The organism is Vibrio sp. 1F263 (genome assembly GCF_041439035.1).
Lineage (GTDB): Bacteria > Pseudomonadota > Gammaproteobacteria > Enterobacterales > Vibrionaceae > Vibrio > Vibrio tasmaniensis_A.
In genome coordinates this window covers 90,727-112,872 of record NZ_JBGONI010000007.1, presented here as the reverse complement: position 1 = coordinate 112,872, position 22,146 = coordinate 90,727, and the positions used below count along the sequence as shown (strand labels likewise).

Below are 22,146 nucleotides of genomic sequence, written 5' to 3'. Positions count from 1 at the left end.
GAGATAACCGATGTATTCAATTATTGATGCAGCCTTGTCTCGAGCTCGAACAATGCTCTCTCTTTTGGCACTCATATTGGTCGCAGGTGTCGTTACCTATATCACGATCCCCAAAGAATCGAGCCCCGACATTACCATCCCGATTATCTACGTTTCTGTTGGGCACCAAGGTATTTCGCCAACCGATGCAGAACGCTTATTGGTTAGACCGATAGAACAAGAGCTGAGGTCGATTGAAGGCGTAAAAGAGATGACCGCAACCGCAGCAGAAGGCCACGCCTCAGTTGTGTTGGAGTTTAATGTTGGCGTTGATCTCACCAAAGCGATGGCTGATGTGCGTGATGCCGTCGATTTAGCCAAACCAAAATTGCCAGAAGACAGTGATGAGCCGACCGTAAATGAAGTAACACTCGCGTCTGAGCAGCCAGTGTTGTCAGTTGTTCTGTTTGGTACCGTTCCTGAGCGCACCATAGTGCAAATTGCTCGAGAGCTTGGGGATAAGCTCGAAAGCTATCGCCAAATTCTAGAGGTCGATATTGCAGGCGATCGCGATGACATTGTTGAGATCATTGTCGATCCGCTGTTGATGGAGAGCTACAGCTTAGATCAAGCGGATATCTATAACCTGATCGCTCTGAACAATCGAGTGGTCGCCGCTGGTTTTGTTGACACTGGCTACGGACGTTTCTCAGTCAAAGTTCCTTCGGTGTTTAACTCTCTAAAAGACGTGCTTGAGCTACCAATTAAAGTGGATGGTAAACAGGTTGTAACCTTTGGTGATGTGGCCACGGTTCGTCGAGCGTTTCGAGATCCTGAAAGCTTTGCCCGTTTAGATGGTAAATCTGCGGTGGTCTTGGATATCAAGAAGCGTGCGGGTGAAAATATCATCGAAACCGTAGAGTTAGTTAAAGCGGTTATGGCTGGTGCTCAACAACAAGCGGAATGGCCCAATAACTTATTGGTTAAATACACCTGGGATGAATCTAAAGATGTGAAGATCATGCTCAACGATCTTCAAAACAATATCTTGTCCGCCATCATTTTAGTGGTGATCGTTATCATCGCCATTCTTGGTGTTCGAACCGCGTTATTGGTTGGAATTTCAATACCTGGATCATTCCTCACGGGATTGTTGGTGTTGTCTGTGTTTGGTCTAACCGTCAACATTGTGGTTCTGTTCTCTTTGATCATGGCCGTTGGTATGTTGGTCGACGGCGCGATTGTTGTTACCGAGTTTGCCGATAGGCGAATGCAAGAAGGTGAAGGTAGAAAAGAAGCTTACCGAGACGCAGCGAAACGGATGGCATGGCCGATAACCGCATCGACAGCGACAACCTTAGCTGCATTTGCTCCGTTACTGTTTTGGCCGGATGTGACAGGCGAATTCATGAAGTTTCTGCCACTAACACTGATTGCAACGCTAACCGCTTCATTGATTATGGCGTTGTTGTTTGTACCGGTATTAGGTGGCTTGATTGGCAAACCTCAATACGTATCGCCCAAGAGCCAAACTCGAATGGTGGCACTGCATAATGGTGATTTTTCACAAGCAACGGGCTTAACCAAGGCGTATTACCACACGCTTTCGATTGCGATTAAGCATCCCTTTAAGATTCTGTTCAGTGCGATATTGCTCGCGGTTGCAGTTGGTTTTACTTACTCCAAAGCGGGCCTAGGTGCAGAGTTCTTCCCTGAGGTTGATCCACCATTCTTTAATGTCAAAGTTCGCTCACATGGTGATCTTTCTATTCAAGAAAAAGATGACATCATGCGCGATATTGAGCAAATGATGCTTAATCATGATGAGTTCGATACTGTTTACACACGCACGGGGGGGGACGACCAGATTGGCTTGATCTCGATTACTCCTGTTGATTGGCAATATCGTCGTAGTGTTAAAGCGATTATTGATGAATTAAAGGTGCAAACCGATCAATACGCTGGTGTTGAGATTGAATATAAGTTTCCAGATGCAGGGCCTCCGGTTGAAAATGATTTAGTGATTGAGCTGTCAGCAACAACACCAGAACAGCTGAATCAGGCTGCAAAAATTGTAAGAAACTGGGCGGATGGTAATCAAGCTCTGACTAACATCAGTGATACAGCAAGCAAAGATGGCATTGATTGGAAAGTGGATATTCGCCGAGACGATGCCGCACGCTTTTCCGCTGATGCGACCTTGGTGGGTAATACCGTTCAATTCGTTACCAATGGTCTCAAGATTGGTGATTACCTGCCTGATGACTCATCAGAAGAGGTCGATATCTTGGTGCGTTACCCTAATGATAAAAGAGATATCGGACGCTTTGACCAGTTGAGAGTCAAAACACCTGCTGGCTTGGTGCCGATCACCAACTTTGCTCAGATTGTTCCCGACCACAAGCAAGATACGATTAAACGCCTCGATGGTAAGCGCGTAGTGAACATCATGGCGGATATGGAAGAGGGCTATAACCTTGCCCTCGAACTGCCAAAGATTGAGCAAGCGTTAAGTGAATTGGGGCTACCTAGTAGCGTAGAATTTCGTATCCGTGGTCAAAATGAAGAGCAAGAAAACTCTTCTGCCTTCTTACAAAGTGCATTCATGGTTGCTCTTGCGGTGATGGCGTTGATTTTGATTACTCAGTTCAATAGCTTCTATCAAGCGTTCTTGATTCTTAGTGCGGTGCTATTCTCTACGGTTGGTGTGTTTGTTGGTCTGCTTATCTTCCAGCGTCCGTTTGGCATTGTGATGTCCGGTATTGGAGTGATAGCGCTGGCAGGAATTGTGGTAAACAACAATATTGTGCTGATTGATACCTATAACCAACTGATAAAACGCGGCTTGGACAAGCGAGATGCGATTCTCAGGACAGGTGTTCAGCGTTTAAGACCCGTAATGCTGACTACAGTGACTACGATCTTAGGCTTGATGCCGATGGTATTAGAGATGAACATCGACTTGATCAACCAAAAAATAGAGTTTGGCGCGCCGAGTACGCAATGGTGGTCGCAACTCGCTACGGCCATTGCGGGAGGGTTGGCATTTGCAACGGTACTAACCTTGGTGCTGACGCCTTGTCTATTAATGCTAGGGCGAGATAAGAAGCCTGAAAAATAGTAGATACAGTGGTTCGATGAACATAAAAAAGAGCGCCTTGGTGGGCGCTCTTTTCGTTGGTTTATAGGGCTCTTAACCTAATTGGTATCTAGTTGCCTAATTAGTCGCTAGTAACTGGCCGTATCGCTCAAGGTTATTCAGTCGAATCTCTGAGTTGGCAATAAAGGTTGCTTTTGCTTTACCGGTTAACGACTTAGATTGCGGTAATTTCACGGTTCGCGCATTTTTATGTACGCCATTGACCAAGAATTCATAGTGTAAGTGCGGGCCAGTCACACGGCCTGTACCGCCCAAAGTACCAATGGTTTGGCCTTGTTTTACGCGCTGACCTGTTTTTACCATACGTCGCTTCATATGCAAGTATTTAGTGATATAGGTGTTGCTGTGGCGAATGAACACGTAGTTACCATTGAATTGGTTATAACCCGATTTCTGAACAATACCGTCACCGGCTGCCCAGATAGGTGTGCCAACAGGGGCTGCGTAGTCGGTGCCTCGGTGAGCTCGAACCTTACCGGTTACTGGGTGTTTTCTACGAGGGTTAAAGTTCGATGTTACACGGCGAAAATCAATCGGTGAGCGCAAGAAGGCTTTCTTCATTGCACGACCATTTTCATCGAAGTAGTTGCCGCTTCTATCATCTAATACCGCGGTAAATGAATCACCTTGGTTTTTGAATACTGCCGCCATGATCTTGCCGCGACCTATCACTTCGCCTTCAACGACTTTCTCTTGGTACAAAATCTTAAAGCTGTCGTTGTTGCGAATATCCAACGCAAAGTCGATATCCCAACCGAAGATGCCCGCCAGTTCCATAATTTGGTTTGCGGTTAGGCCTGCATTGACGCCGGCGTTCCAGAAGTTAGACGTGATGTTGGCTTCGGCATAGTTGTATTGGTAGGCCACTTCCTTTTTGTCGAAGCTAGAGGTGAATGAATCGCCAGACTTAGTGATCTTGAAGCTTTCAAACGCACTAAGTTGTCGCTTCAACTGAATAAGGTCGTTGTTTTCATCAAAGCCGAATTGTAATACGTCGCCAGGTCTTAGATTGGACAGCTGCTTCTTAATATCGTTGTTGGTATTGAGTAGAGTGATCAGCAAACGGTATGAAAGGCCAATACGTTCAAATAAAACAGAGGTGCTTTCGCCAGAGCGAACGGTGTATTTCTCCCATTTGAGTACTGCCGTCGGTGGTGCGTCACTTGAGCTAACAAGTGCTGATGCACTGATCGTCAGTGGGTAGTGTTTTCCAACGACTAAAGCTCCCGTATCGTCACGTAAGCTGTTGACGTCGGGGAGTAAGAAAATAGCGATAAAAATTACGGCACTAAAAAATGCGATAAATGCCCGGTGCAAAATGGGAAGGCGTGCAAAAATAGACAACATGTTCCGGTTCGTTCTGTAAATATTATGAAAATAGACGACGGAATAGTGTAACTGGTTTCAAAATACATCGCTATTCAAGTAAGATGTCTAATTATTATATTTTTGCCAAATCTGTGGGAGTGAACAAGAATGGCGAGTATTGAAGCTGCACTAGCCGAGATCAAACGTGGCGTAGAAGAACTGATTCCAGAAGACGAACTGATTGCGAAACTAAAAGAAGGTCGTCCTTTACGCATTAAACTGGGTGCCGATCCAACCGCTCCAGATATCCACCTAGGCCATACGGTTATCTTTAACAAGCTTCGTGCTTTCCAAGAGCTTGGTCATGAAGTGACGTTCCTTATCGGTGATTTCACAGCAATGGTTGGTGATCCATCAGGTAAGAACTCAACACGTCCACCGCTAAGCCGTGAAGACGTATTGAAGAATGCTGAAACTTACAAAGAGCAAGTATTCAAGATTCTAGATCCTGCGAAAACGCAAATTCGTTTCAACTCTGAGTGGTTATCTGAGCTTGGTGCAGAAGGCATGATTCGTCTTGCTTCTAACCAAACTGTTGCGCGTATGCTTGAGCGTGATGACTTTAAAAAGCGTTACGCTGGTGGTCAACCGATCGCAATCCACGAATTCATGTACCCACTTCTTCAAGGTCACGACTCTGTTGCACTAGAGAGCGATGTTGAGCTTGGCGGTACTGACCAGAAGTTTAACCTTCTAATGGGTCGTGAACTGCAAAAAGCTGCAGGTCAAAAACCACAAGCGGTACTAATGATGCCACTACTTGTTGGTTTAGACGGCGTTAAGAAGATGTCTAAGTCTGCGCACAACTACATCGGTATCAGTGAAGCACCAAGCGAGATGTTTGGTAAGATCATGTCTATCTCTGACGATCTAATGTGGAGCTACTACGAGCTACTGTCTTTCCGTCCTCTTGAAGAAGTTGCGGAACTGAAAGCTGGCGTTGAGGCGGGCAAAAACCCTCGTGACGTGAAAGTACTTCTTGCTAAAGAGATCATTGCTCGTTTCCACAGTGAAGCCGATGCTGAAGCGGCTGAACAAGAGTTCGTTAACCGTTTTGCTAAGAACCAAGTTCCTGATGAAATGCCTGAATTTGAATTCGAAGCAGGCCTGCCAATTGCGAACGTTCTAAAGGAAGCAGGTCTTGTAAACTCGACTTCTGATGCGATGCGTATGATCAAGCAAGGCGCTGCTAAGCTTGAAGGCGAGAAGATTGAAGACAGCAAATTGGTACCTGAAGCAGGTACTGCGGTCTACCAAGTAGGTAAGCGTAAGTTTGCTCGTATTACTATTAAGTAATATTAAATCTCAATGATTTATAGAAAAGGTATCTTCGGATGCCTTTTTTATTGACCCCTATTTATTGACAGAAAGTTGACGAAGAATTTTTTACAGGATTGTTACACTATGCGCGCTGTCGAGCTGACAGTAATTTTGGAGATTTTTATGAACAATACCGACCATCCTCCTAGTTTGAATGGAGAAGAATAACCTGTCTCGGTATTGATCTATTGTCCTTCCGTTCAGGTAGGGTATCTTTGTTTTTCCCCCTCATTCTTTTCCACACTCTAGATTCTAACAAGTAGACACATCAGTGCTTTAAGCTCTTGGTGCGCTTAGTTGTATATTCTTGATGTATATAGCTATACGCTCTTGGTGTACACCGCTTTATACTCTCGGGGTACTCTCTATAGGCTACTTGTTTTGATGGTCGTTACCTTTGCCAATCGGGAGATTCGCCATGACGGTAATGAACAACACTTTTTTATCTATTGAAGCTCTGTACTCAGAGCAAGACATCCAAGCTGTATCGAATGCTTTTCAACAGTACGGACGTGAGCAACAAATTAACCTTTTGAACCGCATGCCACTTGAAGATGCGGTGTTAGTGCTTGGGCAATGCTCTCTTAGTACGATTCAGACTTTACTTAGTGAGCTAGAAGAGCAGGGCTTTGAGAAGCGCTCTCGACATCTAGCTCACCAACTAGGGCTGATCTACTCAGAGGTTGAACCTCAACAAGGTTACCTTTCAACTGGAGTGCTTAGCCATGTTAGGCAGCGTATCGGTTGGATTATTGCCTTAGCACTGCTGGGCATTGTCTCTGGGCTTATCATTGCTCAGTATGAAGACATTCTTAGCCAGCTAGTACTTCTGGCGATCTATATGCCGGTAATCGCTGCCGCGGGTGGCAACACAGGAACACAAGCTGCGACTTTGGTCATTAGGGCCTTAGCCACAGGGGAATTGAAGAAACGCCAGTGGGCCAACGTTCTATGGAAAGAGCTTAGAGTTGCTATCTGTTTAGCTCTTGCGATCGCCTTGGTGATGATTGGCCGAATCTTATTATTCAGTGACAACCAGTCAACGGGTGGTTACGACATTAATATGATTGCTTACGCGATTGCTGTTGCTCTGTTTATTCAAGTGACCATATCAACTGTACTCGGCGGTGGGTTACCGATAGTCGCTCGATTCTTCAAACTTGATCCTGCTGTGTTAGTGAGCCCTGTACTGGCTTCGATAGTGGATATCTCTGGAATGTGGATCTACTTCACTGTGGTTAATTCATTCTTAGGGATCGCTTAGCATTTATAAAAATAGCTAAAAGCACCTTAGAGACAAAAATGGCACTGAAGATTCAAGATCTTCAGCGCCATTTTTATTGCTTAAGTAGAAGCTTAAACAGAGTTGAACATTACTTAGGTTTGCTCTGTGTTTGACTGAATTCAACTACATTTGTGTAGAAAGCTCGTTCAAACTGGGTGATGGGTGCTTCTACTGGTTTTTCTGGATCTGGTGTGTCAGGAAAGTAATCACGGACAAACTGTACAAATAGAGAGTTTGGTTTTCCCGCTTTATCTAAACCAAAGCCTGCCATGTTGTAGCTCCCATACAAAGAACCACTTTTGGCAATAATGTTACCTTGGATTGGTGCTTTTCTCATGCTTTGACGGTATTTGAGTGTTCCATCAGTGCCAGATGTAGGCATAGCCTCAATCAGGTTGAGCTGTTTATCGTTCTCCCAGATATAACGAAGTACCTGAGCCATGGTTTGCGAGGTCATGCGGTTATTTCTGGATAGCCCTGAACCATCGACCAACTGTGCTTGGCTTAGGTCAATATTGGCTTTGGTCAGTAATATCTGCTTTATCGCTTCAGTGCCGTTATTAAAGCTGCCCGGTTGAACATAAAATGTCGCACCCAGTGTTTTGGTTAGGTTGTCTGCTATTAGATTGTCTGATTTCTTGAGCATGATATTAATCAGTTCGGGAAGTTTCTCTGAGCTGTGACTTGCGATTAACGTGCTTTTGCCTGCTTTAGCTTTTTTGCCAACGACCACATTGCCTTTTACTTCAATTCTCAGTTCTTTAAGAATCGATGTAACGACTTGATAGGTGTAAAGTTCTGGACTTTGAATCGCGAACTTGAGCGGCAGTGGTTTCTTACGTTCAACTAAGCAACCAGAGAGCTTGTAAGTGTTATCTGGGGTAGTAATAAGCTCAAGGTCGCATTGCGTTGCCTTTTGGCCAGAGCGAGTTACCGTGGCTGCTGAGGTTGTCACGTCTATCGGATAGTGAGCGGGAATATATACGCGTGTTGTACCGTTATCTTTTGTATAAATAGAGGCTTGTGCGCAGTTACTGTCTAAGGTCATTGCACTAGAGGGAGCGCTGTAACAAACGCCTAAAATGTCCCAAGGCCAACCAACCGCTCGTTGATAGCCAGTAAAAGCTGAGTTATCGAGGTATAAGTTGCCCTTGATGGTTTTAGATTGCGATTTAGCATATTGATCTAAAAGGTTTTTTAGATGCTCTCTTTGTAGTGTAGGGTCACCACTGAATGCGATCACGACATCTTTATTAGAACGCGCAATGCTGGTCGTGTAGTTAAAATTATCTCCTAACTCCAATTTGGCTGCCAAAGCGGTGACTAGCTTTAACGTACTGGCGGGGGGGTAAAAGCCATCGCTATTGGTGTTCAACTTACTCGAATCATCACTCAATGACTTCAGTATCAAGCTTGTGCTACTGCCATCGGGCAGTTTATCTAGAGGGAGGTATTCGAAAGCACTAATTGAATAGCTACACAGTGACAAACCACATAGGAGTAAACTGGATAGAAGGCGCATAGAAGATTTTCTTGGATGACTGATGTTTTCAGTATACAGATATAAAAAACGCCCGCTATAGAGCGGGCGTTTTGATTCTCAATTAACTAATTAATCAATTAGATAATCAGAATTAGAAGTCGTAACGTAGACCTAGAGCTAGCTCGTCTTCAGCTTGTGCAGAAGTTGCGATGCTGTTTGCTACAGAGTTTGTAGTACCGATCTTGTCACCCGCTGAGATTAGGTTGAAGTTGTACGATACGTAGCCACGGAAGTTGGGCTTGAAGTAGTACGTTGCATCAACAGCGATATTGTCAGCAGACGTTTCGCTATCAGTTTCAGCGTTGTTGTACGTAGTCGAGAATACAGTTTGGCCTAGTGTGTAAGCTGCTGCTAACTCGTAACCAGTGTAATCAACGGCATTATTGTTGTTTAGTCCCGGAGATTGCTTTTCACCATCAGTGAATACACCTGCGAAGTACAGGTCAGAGATAGCGTAAGAACCAGAAAGCATGTACTCGTTAGATTGGTCTTGGTCTGCGTAACCAGCACCTAGTTTAACGCCAGTCTCGCCGATTGCGTAGATAGCAGATAGAGAGTAGCCATCTTTACCGTTATCTACATAGTCAGTTCCTGCTGCGTTCTCAGAGCGGTCAGCAAAACGGTAGCTTGCTTTTACGCTTAGGTCTTGGAACTGACCTTTGTAAGAAAGCATATTGTCAGTACGGTCAGCAGCCGCTAGTTTATCTGCAGCCGAGTTACCGTGGTAAGCCATGATATCGGTAAAGTCAGTGATTACGCCTAATGCGCCATCGTTTTTACCGTAAGTTACTTCACCAAATGTACCGCCAAGACCAGCGTACGTGTAACGGTTATCAAGGTCAGAACCGTTATCATTCGATGTTGCTTTAGAGTCAGCTGTAGTGAATTCACCTTCGTAGAAACCAACGCCGTATAGGCCATCTTGGATTTCAACTTTACCTAGAAAGTTAAGACGAATGCGAGATTCGTCAGACGCTTTGCCATCTTTCATAGATAGACGAGCTTCCGCACGGCCACCCATTTCTAAAGAAGTACCGTCTTGGTTGTATAGTTCTGAAGCGTTAGCACCAGTAGCAAGAGCTGCAGCAGATACAGCAAGCGCGATCATAGTCTTGTTCATGTTATTAATTCCTAATTACTGTCCATAAAGGTATTTATCAAGGATTTGAATCCTTTTTGTGTATTGCTCGTATTAATCAAGCTTCATAATCATGCTTAGAACAAAAGCGTGAAACTTGCCAGAACAATCCGTGGGGTACTTTTTAACCCTAAAGTTCCACCATCAGGTAGTAAAATGATATCAATAAAAATTATGAACACTGTTTTATTGGGTTTGGGCATGGTTAAGTGTTTGTTTTTATATGATTTTTATAAAAGTGTGATCTGTGTTTATTTGGTTTATTTTTGTTTTTTTTAGATATTTTATCGCCAACTTATTGATGGTGAGGTTATTATTCATTTTTGTGATGTCTGTAATTTAGACCTAGATAAAGCTTTTATAACGCAAAGTGGAATAAAGGTGATTTAGCCATAAAGTTTGTTTACACTAAGCCAAATCGTTTTGTTTCTATCACCCAATAAGTATGTTGGGTGGATTTATGTTGGCCAAAGAAAGCTTTGGCATAGAGGTAAAAAATGGAAAAGGTTCCAATGACAGTACGTGGCGCTCAGCAGCTACGTGACGAATTAGATCGCCTACTTAAGCTACGTCCTATTATTTCAGCAGCTATTGGTGAAGCTCGTGAACTCGGTGACTTGAAAGAGAATGCTGAATACCACGCCGCTCGTGAAGAGCAGGGTATCTGTGAAGCTCAAATTCGAGATATTGAATATAAGCTATCACTGGCTCAGATCATCGATGTAACGCAGATGGATAACACAGGTAAGATTATCTTTGGCACGACAGTGACTTTGATTGACGTAGATACGGATGAAGAATTCCGCTACCAAATCGTTTCTGAAGATGAAGCCGATATCAAAACGGGTCGCATTTCTGTGAAATCCCCAATTGCACGTGGTCTTATCGGTAAGATGGAAGGTGATGAAGTACTGATCTCTACCCCTGGTGGTGATAAAGACTTCGAAATCGACAAAGTAGAATACATCTAATTGAATTTTCTTTGTTTTTGATAAGTAAAAAGGTCGCTAATGCGACCTTTTTCGTTTCTCACGCTACACTAAAAGCTAAGCGCAGTGGCTTTCTTTTAATGAAGTTAGCTTATATTAAGCTCGCTTACTTGCGTGGAATCTCGATTTTACGTGCTTCTGACTGACGGAACAGTACTAGAACTTTACCGATAGTCTGTACTTTCTCAGCTTTAGATTCACGTACAATTGCATCGATAATCAGTTGCTTAGTCTCACGGTCTTCTGATGCAACTTTAATCTTGATCAGTTCGTGGTGGTCTAGAGCTAATTCGATTTCCGCTAGAACAGCTTCAGTAAGTCCATTTGCGCCCATTAGCACAACAGGTTTTAAACTGTGAGCTAGGCCCTTTAGATGCTGCTTTTGTTTGGTACTTAGGTTCATTACGCGGCCAATTTTATTTAGTATTAGGGTTGAAAAAACCTATTTTAACGCCATCTAAAGCTGAAGACTATAATTTATTCAGCAATTAGTACTTTCCTCCAATTTAGGTATCCAATGAGCAAACAGAAACACTCGGCCAGTTCGGGCCGTTGGTTGAAGGAACACTTCGACGACAAGTACGCAAATGAAGCCAGAAAAAAAGGCTATCGTTCGCGTGCTTATTTCAAAATGGAAGAGATTCAAACGAAAGATAAATTGCTGACTCCAGGGATGACCATTGTGGATTTGGGTGCAGCGCCTGGCGGTTGGTCTCAATATGCTGCTAAGATTATCGGAGACAACGGTCAAATCATTGCGTGTGACTTGTTACCAATGGATCCGATTGCTGGAGTGAGCTTTTTACAAGGCGATTTCCGCGAAGAAGCTGTGCTAGATGCGTTGCTGGAACGTATACAACCAAACATGGTTGATGTCGTGATGTCTGATATGGCACCTAATATAGCAGGCAACAATTCTGTGGATCAGCCAAGAGCTATGTATTTAGTTGAATTAGCTTTGGATATGTGTCGACAAGTTCTAGCTACCAATGGTAGTTTTGTTGTAAAAGTATTCCAAGGCGAAGGGTTTGACCAATATGTTAAGGACGTCCGTGAGATGTTTAAAACAGTCAAAGTTAGAAAACCCGACTCTTCTCGAGCTCGCTCTCGTGAAGTGTTTATCGTAGCAACTGGTTACAAAGGTTAACGATTCTCTTCCAAGAGTGAGAGTTAACAACATGGCTACAGGTTACAAACTGTAGTACCCTACCTTTAATTACAATTAGTTATCGAGAGGCTTACACCTTGAGTGACATGGCAAAAAATTTAATTCTGTGGCTTGTTATCGCGGTAGTGTTGATGTCGGTATTCCAGAGCTTCGGCCCTGGGGAAAGTAACGGCAGAGCAGTAGATTACACCACGTTTGTACAGGAAGTTGGCCAAGGCCAGATTCAAGACGCACAGTTCAATAACAGCGAAATCACTTTCACACGTCGTGGTGGTGGCTCTAAGTATGTAACTTACATGCCTGTTTATGATCAAAAGCTACTTGATGACTTAATTAATCAAAACGTAAAAGTTCAGGGTACACCACCTGAAGAGCAGAGCCTGCTTGGCACTATCTTCATTTCATGGTTCCCAATGATCTTACTGATTGGTGTGTGGATTTTCTTCATGCGTCAAATGCAAGGCGGCGGCGGCGGTAAAGGCGCAATGTCTTTTGGTAAGAGCAAAGCTCGAATGATGAGCGAAGAACAAATCAAAACGATGTTTGCTGATGTTGCTGGTTGTGACGAAGCAAAAGAAGACGTGAAAGAGCTTGTGGATTACCTTCGTGACCCAAGCCGCTTCCAAAAGCTTGGTGGTAAGATCCCGACAGGTATCCTGTTGGTAGGTCCTCCTGGTACGGGTAAGACATTGCTTGCAAAAGCGATTGCTGGTGAAGCGAAAGTACCGTTCTTTACTATCTCTGGTTCTGACTTCGTTGAAATGTTTGTTGGTGTTGGTGCATCTCGTGTGCGTGACATGTTCGAACAAGCGAAGAAAGCAGCGCCTTGTATCATCTTTATCGATGAAATCGATGCGGTAGGTCGTCAACGTGGCGCTGGTGTTGGTGGTGGTCACGATGAACGTGAGCAAACACTTAACCAAATGCTGGTTGAGATGGATGGTTTCGAAGGTAACGAAGGTATTATTGTTATCGCTGCGACTAACCGTCCAGACGTACTAGACCCTGCATTACTTCGTCCTGGTCGTTTTGACCGTCAAGTTGTGGTTGGTCTACCTGATGTACGTGGTCGTGAACAGATTCTTAAAGTACACATGCGTAAAGTGCCACTGTCAGGTGATGTTGAACCATCTCTGATTGCTCGTGGTACTCCAGGTTTCTCTGGTGCAGACCTTGCGAACCTTGTTAACGAAGCGGCTCTATTTGCTGCTCGTGGTAACAAACGCAATGTATCTATGGTTGAGTTTGAACTTGCGAAAGACAAAATTATGATGGGTGCAGAGCGCCGTTCAATGGTGATGTCTGAGGAAGTGAAAGAGTCAACGGCTTACCACGAAGCAGGTCACGCAATTGTTGGTCGTTTGGTACCTGAACACGATCCAGTGTATAAAGTATCAATCATCCCACGTGGTCGTGCGCTTGGTGTAACTATGTACTTACCTGAGCAAGACCGCGTAAGCATGTCTCGCCAGCATCTAGAATCAATGATCTCTAGCTTGTACGGTGGTCGTCTTGCTGAAGAACTTATCTACGGTAAAGACAAAGTTTCGACCGGTGCGTCAAACGATATCGAGCGTGCAACTGATATTGCTCGTAAGATGGTAACGCAGTGGGGCTTCTCGGAAAAACTAGGTCCTCTTCTTTATGCTGAAGAAGAAGGCGAAGTTTTCCTAGGTCGCGGCATGAGCCAGGCGAAACATGTTTCTGACGATACAACTCGACTTATCGATGAAGAAATTCGCATTCTTATCGACCGCAACTACGCTCGAGCTAAGCAAATTCTAGAAGATAATATGGATTTGATGCACTCGATGAAAGATGCGCTTATGAAGTACGAAACGATCGATGCGGGTCAGATTGATGACCTCATGGAGCGTAAGACTGACATTCGTGAGCCTGCTGGTTGGGGTGATCAGGCGAAAGCAGAACCTGCAAAGGAAGAAGCTAAACCTGAAGCTACATCAGAAGAGCAAGCAGAAGCCGAGCCAAAAGCTGAAGAGTCGACAGTTGAAGAAGTTAAATCTGAATCAGATGATGCTCAAAACAAAGATTCTTAATTGCTAAGCTTTAAATTAAAACCCTGAGTACGCTCAGGGTTTTTCTGTTTCTAGCCCAAGATATTTTTTACCTTTAAGACCCACCTTCCATGATATTAAAAGCACACAATAAAACGCTCGTTTTAGACCGCCCACATGTGATGGGTATCCTCAATGTTACGCCTGACTCTTTCTCTGATGGCGGAAAATTCAATTCATTAGATAATGCTTTACTGCAAGCAGAGCGAATGATTCAGGCTGGTGTTAGCATTATTGATATTGGTGGTGAGTCGACTCGTCCAGGTGCTCCAGAGGTGTCCTTAGAGGAAGAGTTAGCTCGAGTTATCCCGGCGATTAGAGCGATTCGCGCCAAGTTTGATGTTTGGATCTCGATTGATACCAGCAAAGCTGAGGTGATGCGCCAGGCTGTTGATGCAGGGGCAGATTTGATCAATGATGTACGCGCACTGCAAGAGCCCGGATCTCTAGAAGTGGCCGCAGAGGCTAATGTACCTATTTGCTTGATGCATATGAAAGGTCAGCCAAGAACCATGCAAGCCAATCCAAGCTACGAAGATGTTCTAACAGATGTCGAAGACTTTTTACAAGAAAGGGTCGAAGCTTGTGAGGCGGTCGGTATATCAAAAGAGCAGCTGATTCTTGACCCTGGTTTTGGTTTTGGTAAAACCATCGAACACAATTACCATTTATTAGCGCACCTTGAAAAGTTTCATACGCTTGGTTTGCCTGTCTTAGCGGGGATGTCGAGAAAATCGATGATCTTTAAGCTACTAGACAAAGTCCCAGCTGACTGCATGGTCGCTAGCGTTACTTGCGCAACAATCGCAGCAATGAAAGGTGCACAAATTATTCGCGTTCACGATGTTGAAGATACATTGGAAGCGATGAAGATAATCGAAGTGATGAATAACAATCACTAATCATAATTAAGGAAAATCAATATGTCTGATAAAAGACGTTACTTCGGCACAGATGGTGTACGTGGAAAAGTGGGCCAGTACCCAATCACACCTGATTTTGTTTTGAAGCTTGGCTGGGCTGCTGGTCGTGTTCTTGCAAAGCAGGGCACAAAGAAAGTGATCATCGGTAAAGATACTCGTATTTCTGGTTACATGCTTGAGTCTGCTTTAGAAGCTGGCTTAGCTGCTGCTGGTCTTCAAGCCACGTTTACGGGGCCAATGCCGACACCGGCTGTTGCTTACCTAACACAAACTTTCCGTGCTGAAGCGGGAATTGTTATCTCTGCATCGCACAACCCCTTCTATGACAACGGCATCAAGTTCTTCTCGTCTGAAGGTACTAAATTGTCGGATGAGATTGAACTCGCCATCGAAGCTGAGCTAGACAAAGATATCGAGTGCGTGGAATCTTCCGAATTAGGTAAAGCGGTACGCCTAAATGATGCAGCAGGCCGTTATATTGAATTTTGTAAAAGTACATTCCCACACAAAATGACGCTAGCGGGTATGAAAATTGTGGTGGATTGCGCGCATGGTGCGACTTACCACATTGCGCCTGCTGTATTTAAAGAGCTGGGTGCTGAGGTTGTTGCGATTGGTGTGGAGCCAAATGGAACTAACATCAACCACGAAGTCGGTGCGACTGATGTGCGCGCTCTGCAAGCTAAAGTGCTTGAAGAAAAAGCGGCGTTAGGTCTTGGCTTTGATGGTGATGGTGACCGCATCATCATGGTTGACGAGCTAGGCAATAAAGTTGATGGTGACCAAATTGCTTACATTATTGCTCGCGATGCACTGCGTCGTGGTGAGTTGAAAGGCGGCGTTGTTGGTACGCTAATGACCAACCTTGGGATGGAAAACGGCCTTAAGCAGTTAGGTATTCCGTTTGTACGTGCTGCTGTTGGTGACCGCTATGTTATGGAACAACTTCTAGCTAAAGGCTGGAAGATCGGTGCTGAGAACTCGGGGCACGTTATCCTATTAGATAAAGTGACGACAGGTGATGCTATCGTCGCTGCTCTGCAAGTATTGGCCTCAGTTGTCGATAGTGAAATGACACTGAATGAGCTTTCTCAAGGTATGACGTTATACCCTCAAGTTCTAGAAAATGTTCGTTTCAGTGGTGATTCAAACCCACTAGAAGCAGAGGCTGTGAAAGCGGCTGTTATTGAAGTCGAGACGGAACTCGGTGAGAAAGGTCGTGTGCTATTACGCAAATCGGGTACTGAGCCACTACTGCGCGTAATGGTCGAAGGTGAAGATGCTGAACTTGTTCAGAGTTCTGCACTGAAAATTGCTGATGCAGTAAAAGCGAATTGCTAATAAAACGTTTGCCGTAACAGGCGAAGTCGGTCTCACTTGTGGCGGCCGGGTTTTAGTTATGTGATGATTAAAAAGGGACGCAAATGAGTTTTGTGTCCCTTTTGCCCTTTTTTTGACCACTTGCTTGGTAAAGGCTTATTTTTTAGTAAATTCCCCTTGTCAGTCATCGTCGCATTCGCTAGTATTGCTCGGCCTTCAGTTAGGAGGTCGCTAGCCTTGTTCTTAAAAATAGTTTTTTGAACGGCGCTGGCTCAACAATTAGGAACATAGGTGGAAAAATGTTTACAGTTCTACTTGTGATTTACCTGTTGGCAGCGCTTGGTGTAATTGGCCTAGTGTTGATTCAACAAGGTAAAGGCGCAGATATGGGAGCCTCTTTCGGTGCTGGCGCTTCAAACACTGTGTTTGGTGCTGGTGGCTCAGGAAATTTCCTTACCCGAATGACTGCAATTTTTGCAACTACATTTTTTATCCTTAGCTTAGTGCTTGGTAATATGTCTACACATAAAACTGAGTCACAGTGGATTGACCCGACTCAAGGTCAGGTGATTCAACAAGCTGAAGATGCAGTGAGTGAAGTTCCGGCGCAAGGCGACGAAATTCCACAATAATCTGTAAAGATTTGATGCCGAGATGGTGAAATTGGTAGACACGCTAGCATGAGGTGCTAGTGCCTTAGGGTGTGAGGGTTCGAGTCCCTCTCTCGGCACCATGTTTACAAACTTGTAAAACATCTTGTTGGGCGTATAATGCTCACAAGTCGGACGCGGGATGGAGCAGTTTGGTAGCTCGTCGGGCTCATAACCCGAAGGTCGTCGGTTCAAATCCGGCTCCCGCAACCAATTACAATGCTATTATATAGCTTGTATTGGTAGCAAGTTTGCACAGTGTGAACCTCACTGTGAGTTAAGTGTGATATCAAATATGATGACACTTAACATATAAGGGTCCAGCAACAAAAACCCCGGCTTATACGGGGTTTTTTGTTATCTAAGCATTTATAAATGCATTTAGATGATAATGTTTGCTTGGAATTTAAATTGGGCTTTGAGCCCTTTTTTTGTTTCTGGAGTGGTTAAATGACTGGTTTAGAAAGACAACTTACTGAAATGCTTGACGCTCCAGTAGCAGCATCGGGTTATGAGTTAGTTGGATTAGAATTTATTCGTGCTGGTGAGCACTCAACGCTACGCATTTACATCGATTCACCAAATGGTATCAATGTAGATGATTGCTCTGAAGTTAGTCACCAAGTAAGTGCCGTAATGGACGTTGAAGATCCAATTTCAGTGGCTTATAACCTTGAAGTGTCTTCACCAGGTTTAGAGAGACCACTGTTCAAAGCTGAGCATTACCAACAATTTATTGGTCACGAGGTAAGCATCGTTTTGAAAATGGCTGTCGGCAACCGTCGTAAATGGAAAGGTGATATCCAATCTATCGAAGGCGAGACAGTGAAAGTATTGGTTGAAGGACAAGAAGAAGAATTCGTCCTGAGCAATATTGCGAAAGCTAACCTGATCCCTAAATTTTAGTTCTCCTAGAGAGAAGAGCTTAAGAGGCTAGATTAATGAACAAAGAAATTTTGGCGGTAGTAGAAGCTGTTTCTAATGAGAAAGCAGTTCCTCGTGAGCGTATTTTTGAAGCGCTTGAAATCGCGCTTGCAACGGCAACAAAAAAGAAAAGCGAACTAGAAATCGAAGTTCGTGTTGAGATTGACCGTAAAACGGGTAATTTCGAAACTTTCCGCCGTTGGGAAGCTGTTGAGGAAGTTGAATTCCCAACAAAAGAAATCTCTATTGAAGCTGCAAAGTACGATGATCCAGAGATCGAACTTGGCGGTTTCATTGAAGATGATATCGAATCAGTAACGTTTGACCGTATTACGACTCAAACAGCTAAGCAAGTTATCGTACAGAAAGTACGTGAAGCTGAACGCGCTCAAATCGTTGAACAGTTTATTGATAACGAAGGCGAGCTAGTCACTGGCGCAGTTAAGAAAGTTAACCGTGACACAGTGATTCTAGATCTAGGTAACAACGCTGAAGCGGTAATCCTTCGTGATGACCAACTTCCTCGTGAAAACTTCCGTCCAGGTGACCGTGTTCGTGGTCTTCTATACGCAGTTAAGCCAGAAGCTCGCGGCTTCCAGCTGTTTGTTACTCGTTCTAAGCCAGAAATGCTAGCTGAACTATTCCGTGTTGAAGTGCCTGAGATTGGTGAAGAGCTAATTGAACTTAAAGGTGCTGCACGTGACGCTGGTTCTCGTGCTAAAATCGCCGTTAAAACAAACGACAAACGTATTGACCCTGTTGGTGCGTGTGTTGGTATGCGTGGCGCACGTGTACAAGCTGTATCTAACGACCTTGGCGGTGAGCGTATCGATATCGTGCTTTGGGATGATAACCCGGCGCAATTCGTTATCAATGCAATGGCTCCTGCTGATGTTGCTTCTATCATCGTTGATGAAGATACGCACTCAATGGACATCGCGGTTGAAGCTGACAACCTAGCGCAAGCTATCGGTCGTAGCGGTCAAAACGTACGTCTAGCGTCTCAACTTACTGGTTGGGAACTGAACGTAATGACTGTTGCTGATCTAGAGAAGAAGCACCAAGAAGAAGCAGTTGCTTCTATTGAAAACTTCATGAAGCACCTAGATATCGAAGAAGACTTTGCTCAAATGCTTGTTGAAGAAGGCTTCTCTACGCTTGAAGAAGTAGCCTACGTTCCTGTGAACGAGCTTCTTGAAGTAGATGGTCTAGATGAAGGTATCGTTGAAGAATTGCGTAACCGCGCGAAAGACGCACTGACAACTCTAGCGCTAGCGAAAGAAGAAACTTTCGATGGTGTTGAGCCAGCTGAAGACCTACTTGCACTTGAAGGTCTTGAGCGTGAAATGGCTTACAAGCTAGCAGCAAAAGGCGTTGCGACATTGGAAGACCTAGCTGACCAAGGCGTTGATGAACTAGAAGGCATCGAAGACCTAACTGCAGAGCGTGCAGGCGAGCTAATTATGGCTGCGCGTAACATCTGTTGGTTCGGCGACGAAGAATAATTCAGCAAGGAGAGAGAGCGGTATGACACAATTAACAGTTAAAGCACTGAGTGAAGAGATTGGTACGCCAGTTGACCGCTTAATTGAACAACTTGCTGATGCAGGCATGAAGAAAGCAGGGTCGGACCAAGTGACTGATTCAGAGAAGCAAACATTGCTAACGCACCTTAAAAAGGAGCACGGCGATACTTCTGGTGAAACAGAACCGACTCGTTTAACTCTTCAACGCAAGACCCGCAGCACGCTAAGTGTTGCCGCTGGAGGCGGTAAGAGTAAGGATGTTCAAGTTGAGGTACGTAAAAAGCGTACTTACGTGAAGCGCAGCACTATTGAAGATGAAGCGAAACGTGAAGCTGAGGAAGTAGCTAATCGTGAAGCGGAAGAGAAAGCACAACGCGATGCTGAAGAGCAAGCGAAACGTGATGCTGCAGAGAAAGCACAGCGCGAAGCCGAAGCAAAAGTAACACGTGAAGCGGATGCAAAACGTGAAGCTGAAGAGAAGGCTCAACGCGCACAAGCTGAAAAGGCTAAAAAAGACATGAATTCAAAAAATGCAGACGCTAACGCACAAGCGAAAAAAGAAGCGGATGAACTTAAAGCTCGTCAAGAGCAAGAAGCAACTCGTAAAGCCGAAGCTGAAGCAGCTAAGCTTGTTGAAGAAGCTCGTAAGTTAGCAGAAGAGAACCAAGAACGTTGGTCTGAAGAAGAGAAGAAGAAGAAAGAGCAAGAGAAATCTGCGGATTACCATGTGACGACTTCTACTTACGCTCGTGAAGCTGAAGATGCGGCAGACAAAAAAGATGAGAAAGCACCTCGTCGTCGCAAGAAGAAACCAGCTCCAGCAACTCAACCTGGCAATAACCGTGGTGGTCGTAACCAACGTGGTCGTGGCGGTAAAGGTAAGCTTGCTAAACCAACTTCAATGCAGCAAGGCTTCGATAAGTCAGCGACTGTTGCAAAATCTGACGTTGCTATCGGCGAAACTATCGTTGTTTCTGAACTGGCTAGCAAAATGTCAGTTAAAGCAACTGAAGTTATCAAAGTAATGATGAAGATGGGCGCTATGGCGACTATCAACCAAGTGATCGACCAAGAAACAGCACAACTTGTTGCTGAAGAAATGGGTCACAAGGTAATCCTACGTAAAGAAAACGAACTTGAAGAAGCAGTACTAGCTGACCGTGATAGCGATGCTATCGCTGAAGGTCGTGCTCCTGTTGTTACTATCATGGGTCACGTCGACCACGGTAAAACTTCAACACTTGACTACATTCGTAAAGCACACGTTGCTTCTGGCGAAGCTGGCGGTATCACGCAGCACATTGGTGCTTACCACGTAGATACTGACAACGGCATGATCACGTTCCTTGATACTCCTGGACACGCGGCCTTTACTGCTATGCGTGCTCGTGGTGCTCAAGCGACAGATATCGTTGTACTTGTTGTTGCTGCAGACGATGGCGTAATGCCACAAACAATCGAAGCAATCCAGCACGCGAAAGCGGCAGGCGTTCCTCTGATTGTTGCTGTGAACAAGATCGACAAAGAGGGTGCAAACCCAGACAACGTTAAGAATGAGCTAGCTCAATACGACGTTATCCCTGAAGAATGGGGCGGTGAGAACATCTTCGTTCACATCTCTGCAAAACAGGGTACAAACATTGATGGTCTTCTAGAGTCTATCCTTCTTCAGTCTGAAGTTCTTGAGCTTACAGCGGTTAAAGAAGGCATGGCATCTGGTGTTGTTGTTGAATCTCGTCTTGATAAAGGTCGCGGTCCAGTTGCAACAGTGCTAGTACAGTCTGGTACTCTAAACAAAGGCGATATCGTTCTTTGTGGTCAAGAGTACGGCCGTGTTCGTGCAATGCGTGATGAAAACGGTAAAGACATCGAAACTGCAGGTCCATCTATCCCTGTAGAAATTCTAGGTCTTTCTGGCGTTCCTGCTTCAGGTGATGAAGCGACTGTTGTACGTGATGAGCGTAAAGCTCGTGAAGTTGCAAACTACCGTCAAGGTAAATTCCGTGATGTTAAACTAGCTCGCCAACAAAAAGCGAAACTAGAGAACATGTTCGCGAACATGACGGCAGGCGAAGTTGCTGAACTTAACGTTGTACTTAAAGCTGACGTTCAAGGTTCTGTAGAAGCGATTGCTGACTCTCTACTGAAACTGTCAACTGACGAAGTTAAAGTGAACATCGTAGGTTCTGGTGTTGGTGGTATTACTGAAACTGACGCAACACTTGCTGCAGCTTCTAACGCTATCATCCTTGGTTTCAACGTTCGTGCTGACGCAACTGCGCGTAATACAGTTCAGAACGAAAACCTAGATCTACGTTACTACTCAATCATCTACCAACTGATTGACGAAGTTAAACAGGCAATGGGCGGTATGCTTGCTCCTGAATTCCGTCAAGAAATCATTGGTCTTGCACAAGTTCGTGACGTATTTAAGTCGCCTAAACTTGGTGCAATCGCTGGTTGTATCGTTACTGAAGGTACGATTAAGCGTAGCAACCCAATCCGTGTACTTCGTGAAAACGTTGTTATCTACGAAGGTGAACTAGAGTCACTTCGTCGCTTTAAAGATGACGTTCAAGAAGTTAAGAATGGTTACGAGTGTGGTGTTGGCGTTAAGAACTACAACGACGTTCGCGTTGGTGACCAGATTGAAGTATTCGAAATCGTTGAGGTTAAACGTACTCTAGACTAATCAGTCTGTACGACTCGACATATTGACTAAGGTTACTAACATTACTAATAAAGGTAATAAGGTAATCGGTTGTTGAATACACCATG

General features: G+C 44.5%; 16 protein-coding genes and 2 tRNA genes. 14 read left to right on the top strand and 4 right to left on the bottom strand.

What is annotated here, in order from left to right:
* Positions 1–10: 10 nt before the first annotated feature.
* Complete coding sequence (locus ACED25_RS07050) at positions 11–3,100, top strand: efflux RND transporter permease subunit (RefSeq protein WP_371694963.1); 3,090 nt, start codon at positions 11–13, stop codon at positions 3,098–3,100.
* 96 nt (positions 3,101–3,196) lie between these two features.
* Here the strand turns inward: ACED25_RS07050 and ACED25_RS07045 are convergent, their stop codons facing one another.
* Positions 3,197–4,486, bottom strand: a complete 1,290-nt coding sequence (locus tag ACED25_RS07045; RefSeq protein WP_371694962.1) for a peptidoglycan DD-metalloendopeptidase family protein — start codon at positions 4,484–4,486, stop codon at positions 3,197–3,199.
* Positions 4,487–4,615: 129 nt separating this feature from the next.
* Here ACED25_RS07045 and tyrS point away from each other — a divergent pair, with 129 nt between their 5' ends.
* The gene (tyrS, locus tag ACED25_RS07040) at positions 4,616–5,803 is read left to right on the top strand and encodes a tyrosine--tRNA ligase (protein WP_135384165.1); all 1,188 of its coding nucleotides are present in this window, start codon (positions 4,616–4,618) and stop codon (positions 5,801–5,803) included.
* 442 nt (positions 5,804–6,245) lie between these two features.
* The gene (locus ACED25_RS07035) at positions 6,246–7,091 is read left to right on the top strand and encodes a magnesium transporter (RefSeq protein ID WP_009847552.1); all 846 of its coding nucleotides are present in this window, start codon (positions 6,246–6,248) and stop codon (positions 7,089–7,091) included.
* 109 nt (positions 7,092–7,200) lie between these two features.
* On the opposite strand, the gene dacB is transcribed toward ACED25_RS07035, so the two are convergent.
* Positions 7,201–8,634, bottom strand: coding sequence for a serine-type D-Ala-D-Ala carboxypeptidase (gene dacB / locus ACED25_RS07030; protein ID WP_371694959.1), 1,434 nt, complete (start codon positions 8,632–8,634; stop codon positions 7,201–7,203).
* Positions 8,635–8,746: 112 nt separating this feature from the next.
* Positions 8,747–9,775, bottom strand: coding sequence for a porin (locus ACED25_RS07025; RefSeq protein ID WP_371694957.1), 1,029 nt, complete (start codon positions 9,773–9,775; stop codon positions 8,747–8,749).
* A 515-nt stretch (positions 9,776–10,290) separates the two neighbouring features.
* On the opposite strand from ACED25_RS07025, the gene greA reads away from it, so the two are divergent.
* Entirely contained in the window at positions 10,291–10,764 is a 474-nt protein-coding gene (gene greA / locus ACED25_RS07020; RefSeq protein WP_009847549.1) for a transcription elongation factor GreA, read from the top strand.
* A gap of 124 nt (positions 10,765–10,888) precedes the next feature.
* Here the strand turns inward: greA and yhbY are convergent, their stop codons facing one another.
* Complete coding sequence (yhbY, locus tag ACED25_RS07015) at positions 10,889–11,185, bottom strand: ribosome assembly RNA-binding protein YhbY (RefSeq protein WP_004734509.1); 297 nt, start codon at positions 11,183–11,185, stop codon at positions 10,889–10,891.
* Positions 11,186–11,299: 114 nt separating this feature from the next.
* On the opposite strand from yhbY, the gene rlmE reads away from it, so the two are divergent.
* The 10 genes from rlmE to infB all read left to right on the top strand — a co-directional run bounded on the left by rlmE (position 11,300) and on the right by infB (position 22,060).
* Positions 11,300–11,929, top strand: a complete 630-nt coding sequence (gene rlmE, locus ACED25_RS07010) for a 23S rRNA (uridine(2552)-2'-O)-methyltransferase RlmE (protein ID WP_009847548.1) — start codon at positions 11,300–11,302, stop codon at positions 11,927–11,929.
* Positions 11,930–12,036: 107 nt separating this feature from the next.
* Positions 12,037–14,007: an ATP-dependent zinc metalloprotease FtsH gene (gene ftsH, locus ACED25_RS07005; RefSeq protein ID WP_371694955.1), complete on the top strand. Its 1,971-nt coding sequence runs from the start codon at positions 12,037–12,039 to the stop codon at positions 14,005–14,007.
* 89 nt (positions 14,008–14,096) lie between these two features.
* Positions 14,097–14,927, top strand: coding sequence for a dihydropteroate synthase (gene folP, locus ACED25_RS07000; RefSeq protein ID WP_009847544.1), 831 nt, complete (start codon positions 14,097–14,099; stop codon positions 14,925–14,927).
* Positions 14,928–14,948: 21 nt separating this feature from the next.
* Positions 14,949–16,289, top strand: coding sequence for a phosphoglucosamine mutase (glmM, locus tag ACED25_RS06995; protein WP_017101803.1), 1,341 nt, complete (start codon positions 14,949–14,951; stop codon positions 16,287–16,289).
* A gap of 278 nt (positions 16,290–16,567) precedes the next feature.
* A complete protein-coding gene (secG, locus tag ACED25_RS06990) occupies positions 16,568–16,900 on the top strand; it encodes a preprotein translocase subunit SecG (RefSeq protein ID WP_009847546.1) in 333 nt (110 codons plus the stop codon).
* A 16-nt stretch (positions 16,901–16,916) separates the two neighbouring features.
* A tRNA-Leu gene (locus ACED25_RS06985) sits at positions 16,917–17,001 on the top strand.
* A 53-nt stretch (positions 17,002–17,054) separates the two neighbouring features.
* A tRNA-Met gene (locus ACED25_RS06980) sits at positions 17,055–17,131 on the top strand.
* Positions 17,132–17,368: 237 nt separating this feature from the next.
* A complete protein-coding gene (gene rimP, locus ACED25_RS06975; protein ID WP_004734501.1) occupies positions 17,369–17,824 on the top strand; it encodes a ribosome maturation factor RimP in 456 nt (151 codons plus the stop codon).
* A gap of 35 nt (positions 17,825–17,859) precedes the next feature.
* Positions 17,860–19,347, top strand: a complete 1,488-nt coding sequence (gene nusA, locus ACED25_RS06970) for a transcription termination factor NusA (RefSeq protein WP_009847542.1) — start codon at positions 17,860–17,862, stop codon at positions 19,345–19,347.
* Positions 19,348–19,369: 22 nt separating this feature from the next.
* Positions 19,370–22,060 carry a translation initiation factor IF-2 gene (gene infB, locus ACED25_RS06965; RefSeq protein ID WP_009847541.1) on the top strand — a complete coding sequence of 897 codons (2,691 nt, stop codon included), beginning with the start codon at positions 19,370–19,372 and terminating at the stop codon, positions 22,058–22,060.
* Positions 22,061–22,146: the final 86 nt, after the last annotated feature.

Bases quoted from the DNA above. Each gene is read 5' to 3' on its own strand.
- glmM (WP_017101803.1), top strand. From the start codon at position 14,949: ATGTCTGATAAAAGACGTTACTTCGGCACAGATGGTGTACGTGGAAAA.
- ACED25_RS07025 (WP_371694957.1), bottom strand. From the start codon at position 9,775: ATGAACAAGACTATGATCGCGCTTGCTGTATCTGCTGCAGCTCTTGCT.
- dacB (WP_371694959.1), bottom strand. From the start codon at position 8,634: ATGCGCCTTCTATCCAGTTTACTCCTATGTGGTTTGTCACTGTGTAGC.
- ftsH (WP_371694955.1), top strand. From the start codon at position 12,037: ATGGCAAAAAATTTAATTCTGTGGCTTGTTATCGCGGTAGTGTTGATG.
- ACED25_RS07035 (WP_009847552.1), top strand. From the start codon at position 6,246: ATGACGGTAATGAACAACACTTTTTTATCTATTGAAGCTCTGTACTCA.
- rlmE (WP_009847548.1), top strand. From the start codon at position 11,300: ATGAGCAAACAGAAACACTCGGCCAGTTCGGGCCGTTGGTTGAAGGAA.
- yhbY (WP_004734509.1), bottom strand. From the start codon at position 11,185: ATGAACCTAAGTACCAAACAAAAGCAGCATCTAAAGGGCCTAGCTCAC.
- tyrS (WP_135384165.1), top strand. From the start codon at position 4,616: ATGGCGAGTATTGAAGCTGCACTAGCCGAGATCAAACGTGGCGTAGAA.
- ACED25_RS07050 (WP_371694963.1), top strand. From the start codon at position 11: ATGTATTCAATTATTGATGCAGCCTTGTCTCGAGCTCGAACAATGCTC.
- ACED25_RS07045 (WP_371694962.1), bottom strand. From the start codon at position 4,486: ATGTTGTCTATTTTTGCACGCCTTCCCATTTTGCACCGGGCATTTATC.
- secG (WP_009847546.1), top strand. From the start codon at position 16,568: ATGTTTACAGTTCTACTTGTGATTTACCTGTTGGCAGCGCTTGGTGTA.
- infB (WP_009847541.1), top strand. From the start codon at position 19,370: ATGACACAATTAACAGTTAAAGCACTGAGTGAAGAGATTGGTACGCCA.
- greA (WP_009847549.1), top strand. From the start codon at position 10,291: ATGGAAAAGGTTCCAATGACAGTACGTGGCGCTCAGCAGCTACGTGAC.
- nusA (WP_009847542.1), top strand. From the start codon at position 17,860: ATGAACAAAGAAATTTTGGCGGTAGTAGAAGCTGTTTCTAATGAGAAA.
- rimP (WP_004734501.1), top strand. From the start codon at position 17,369: ATGACTGGTTTAGAAAGACAACTTACTGAAATGCTTGACGCTCCAGTA.
- folP (WP_009847544.1), top strand. From the start codon at position 14,097: ATGATATTAAAAGCACACAATAAAACGCTCGTTTTAGACCGCCCACAT.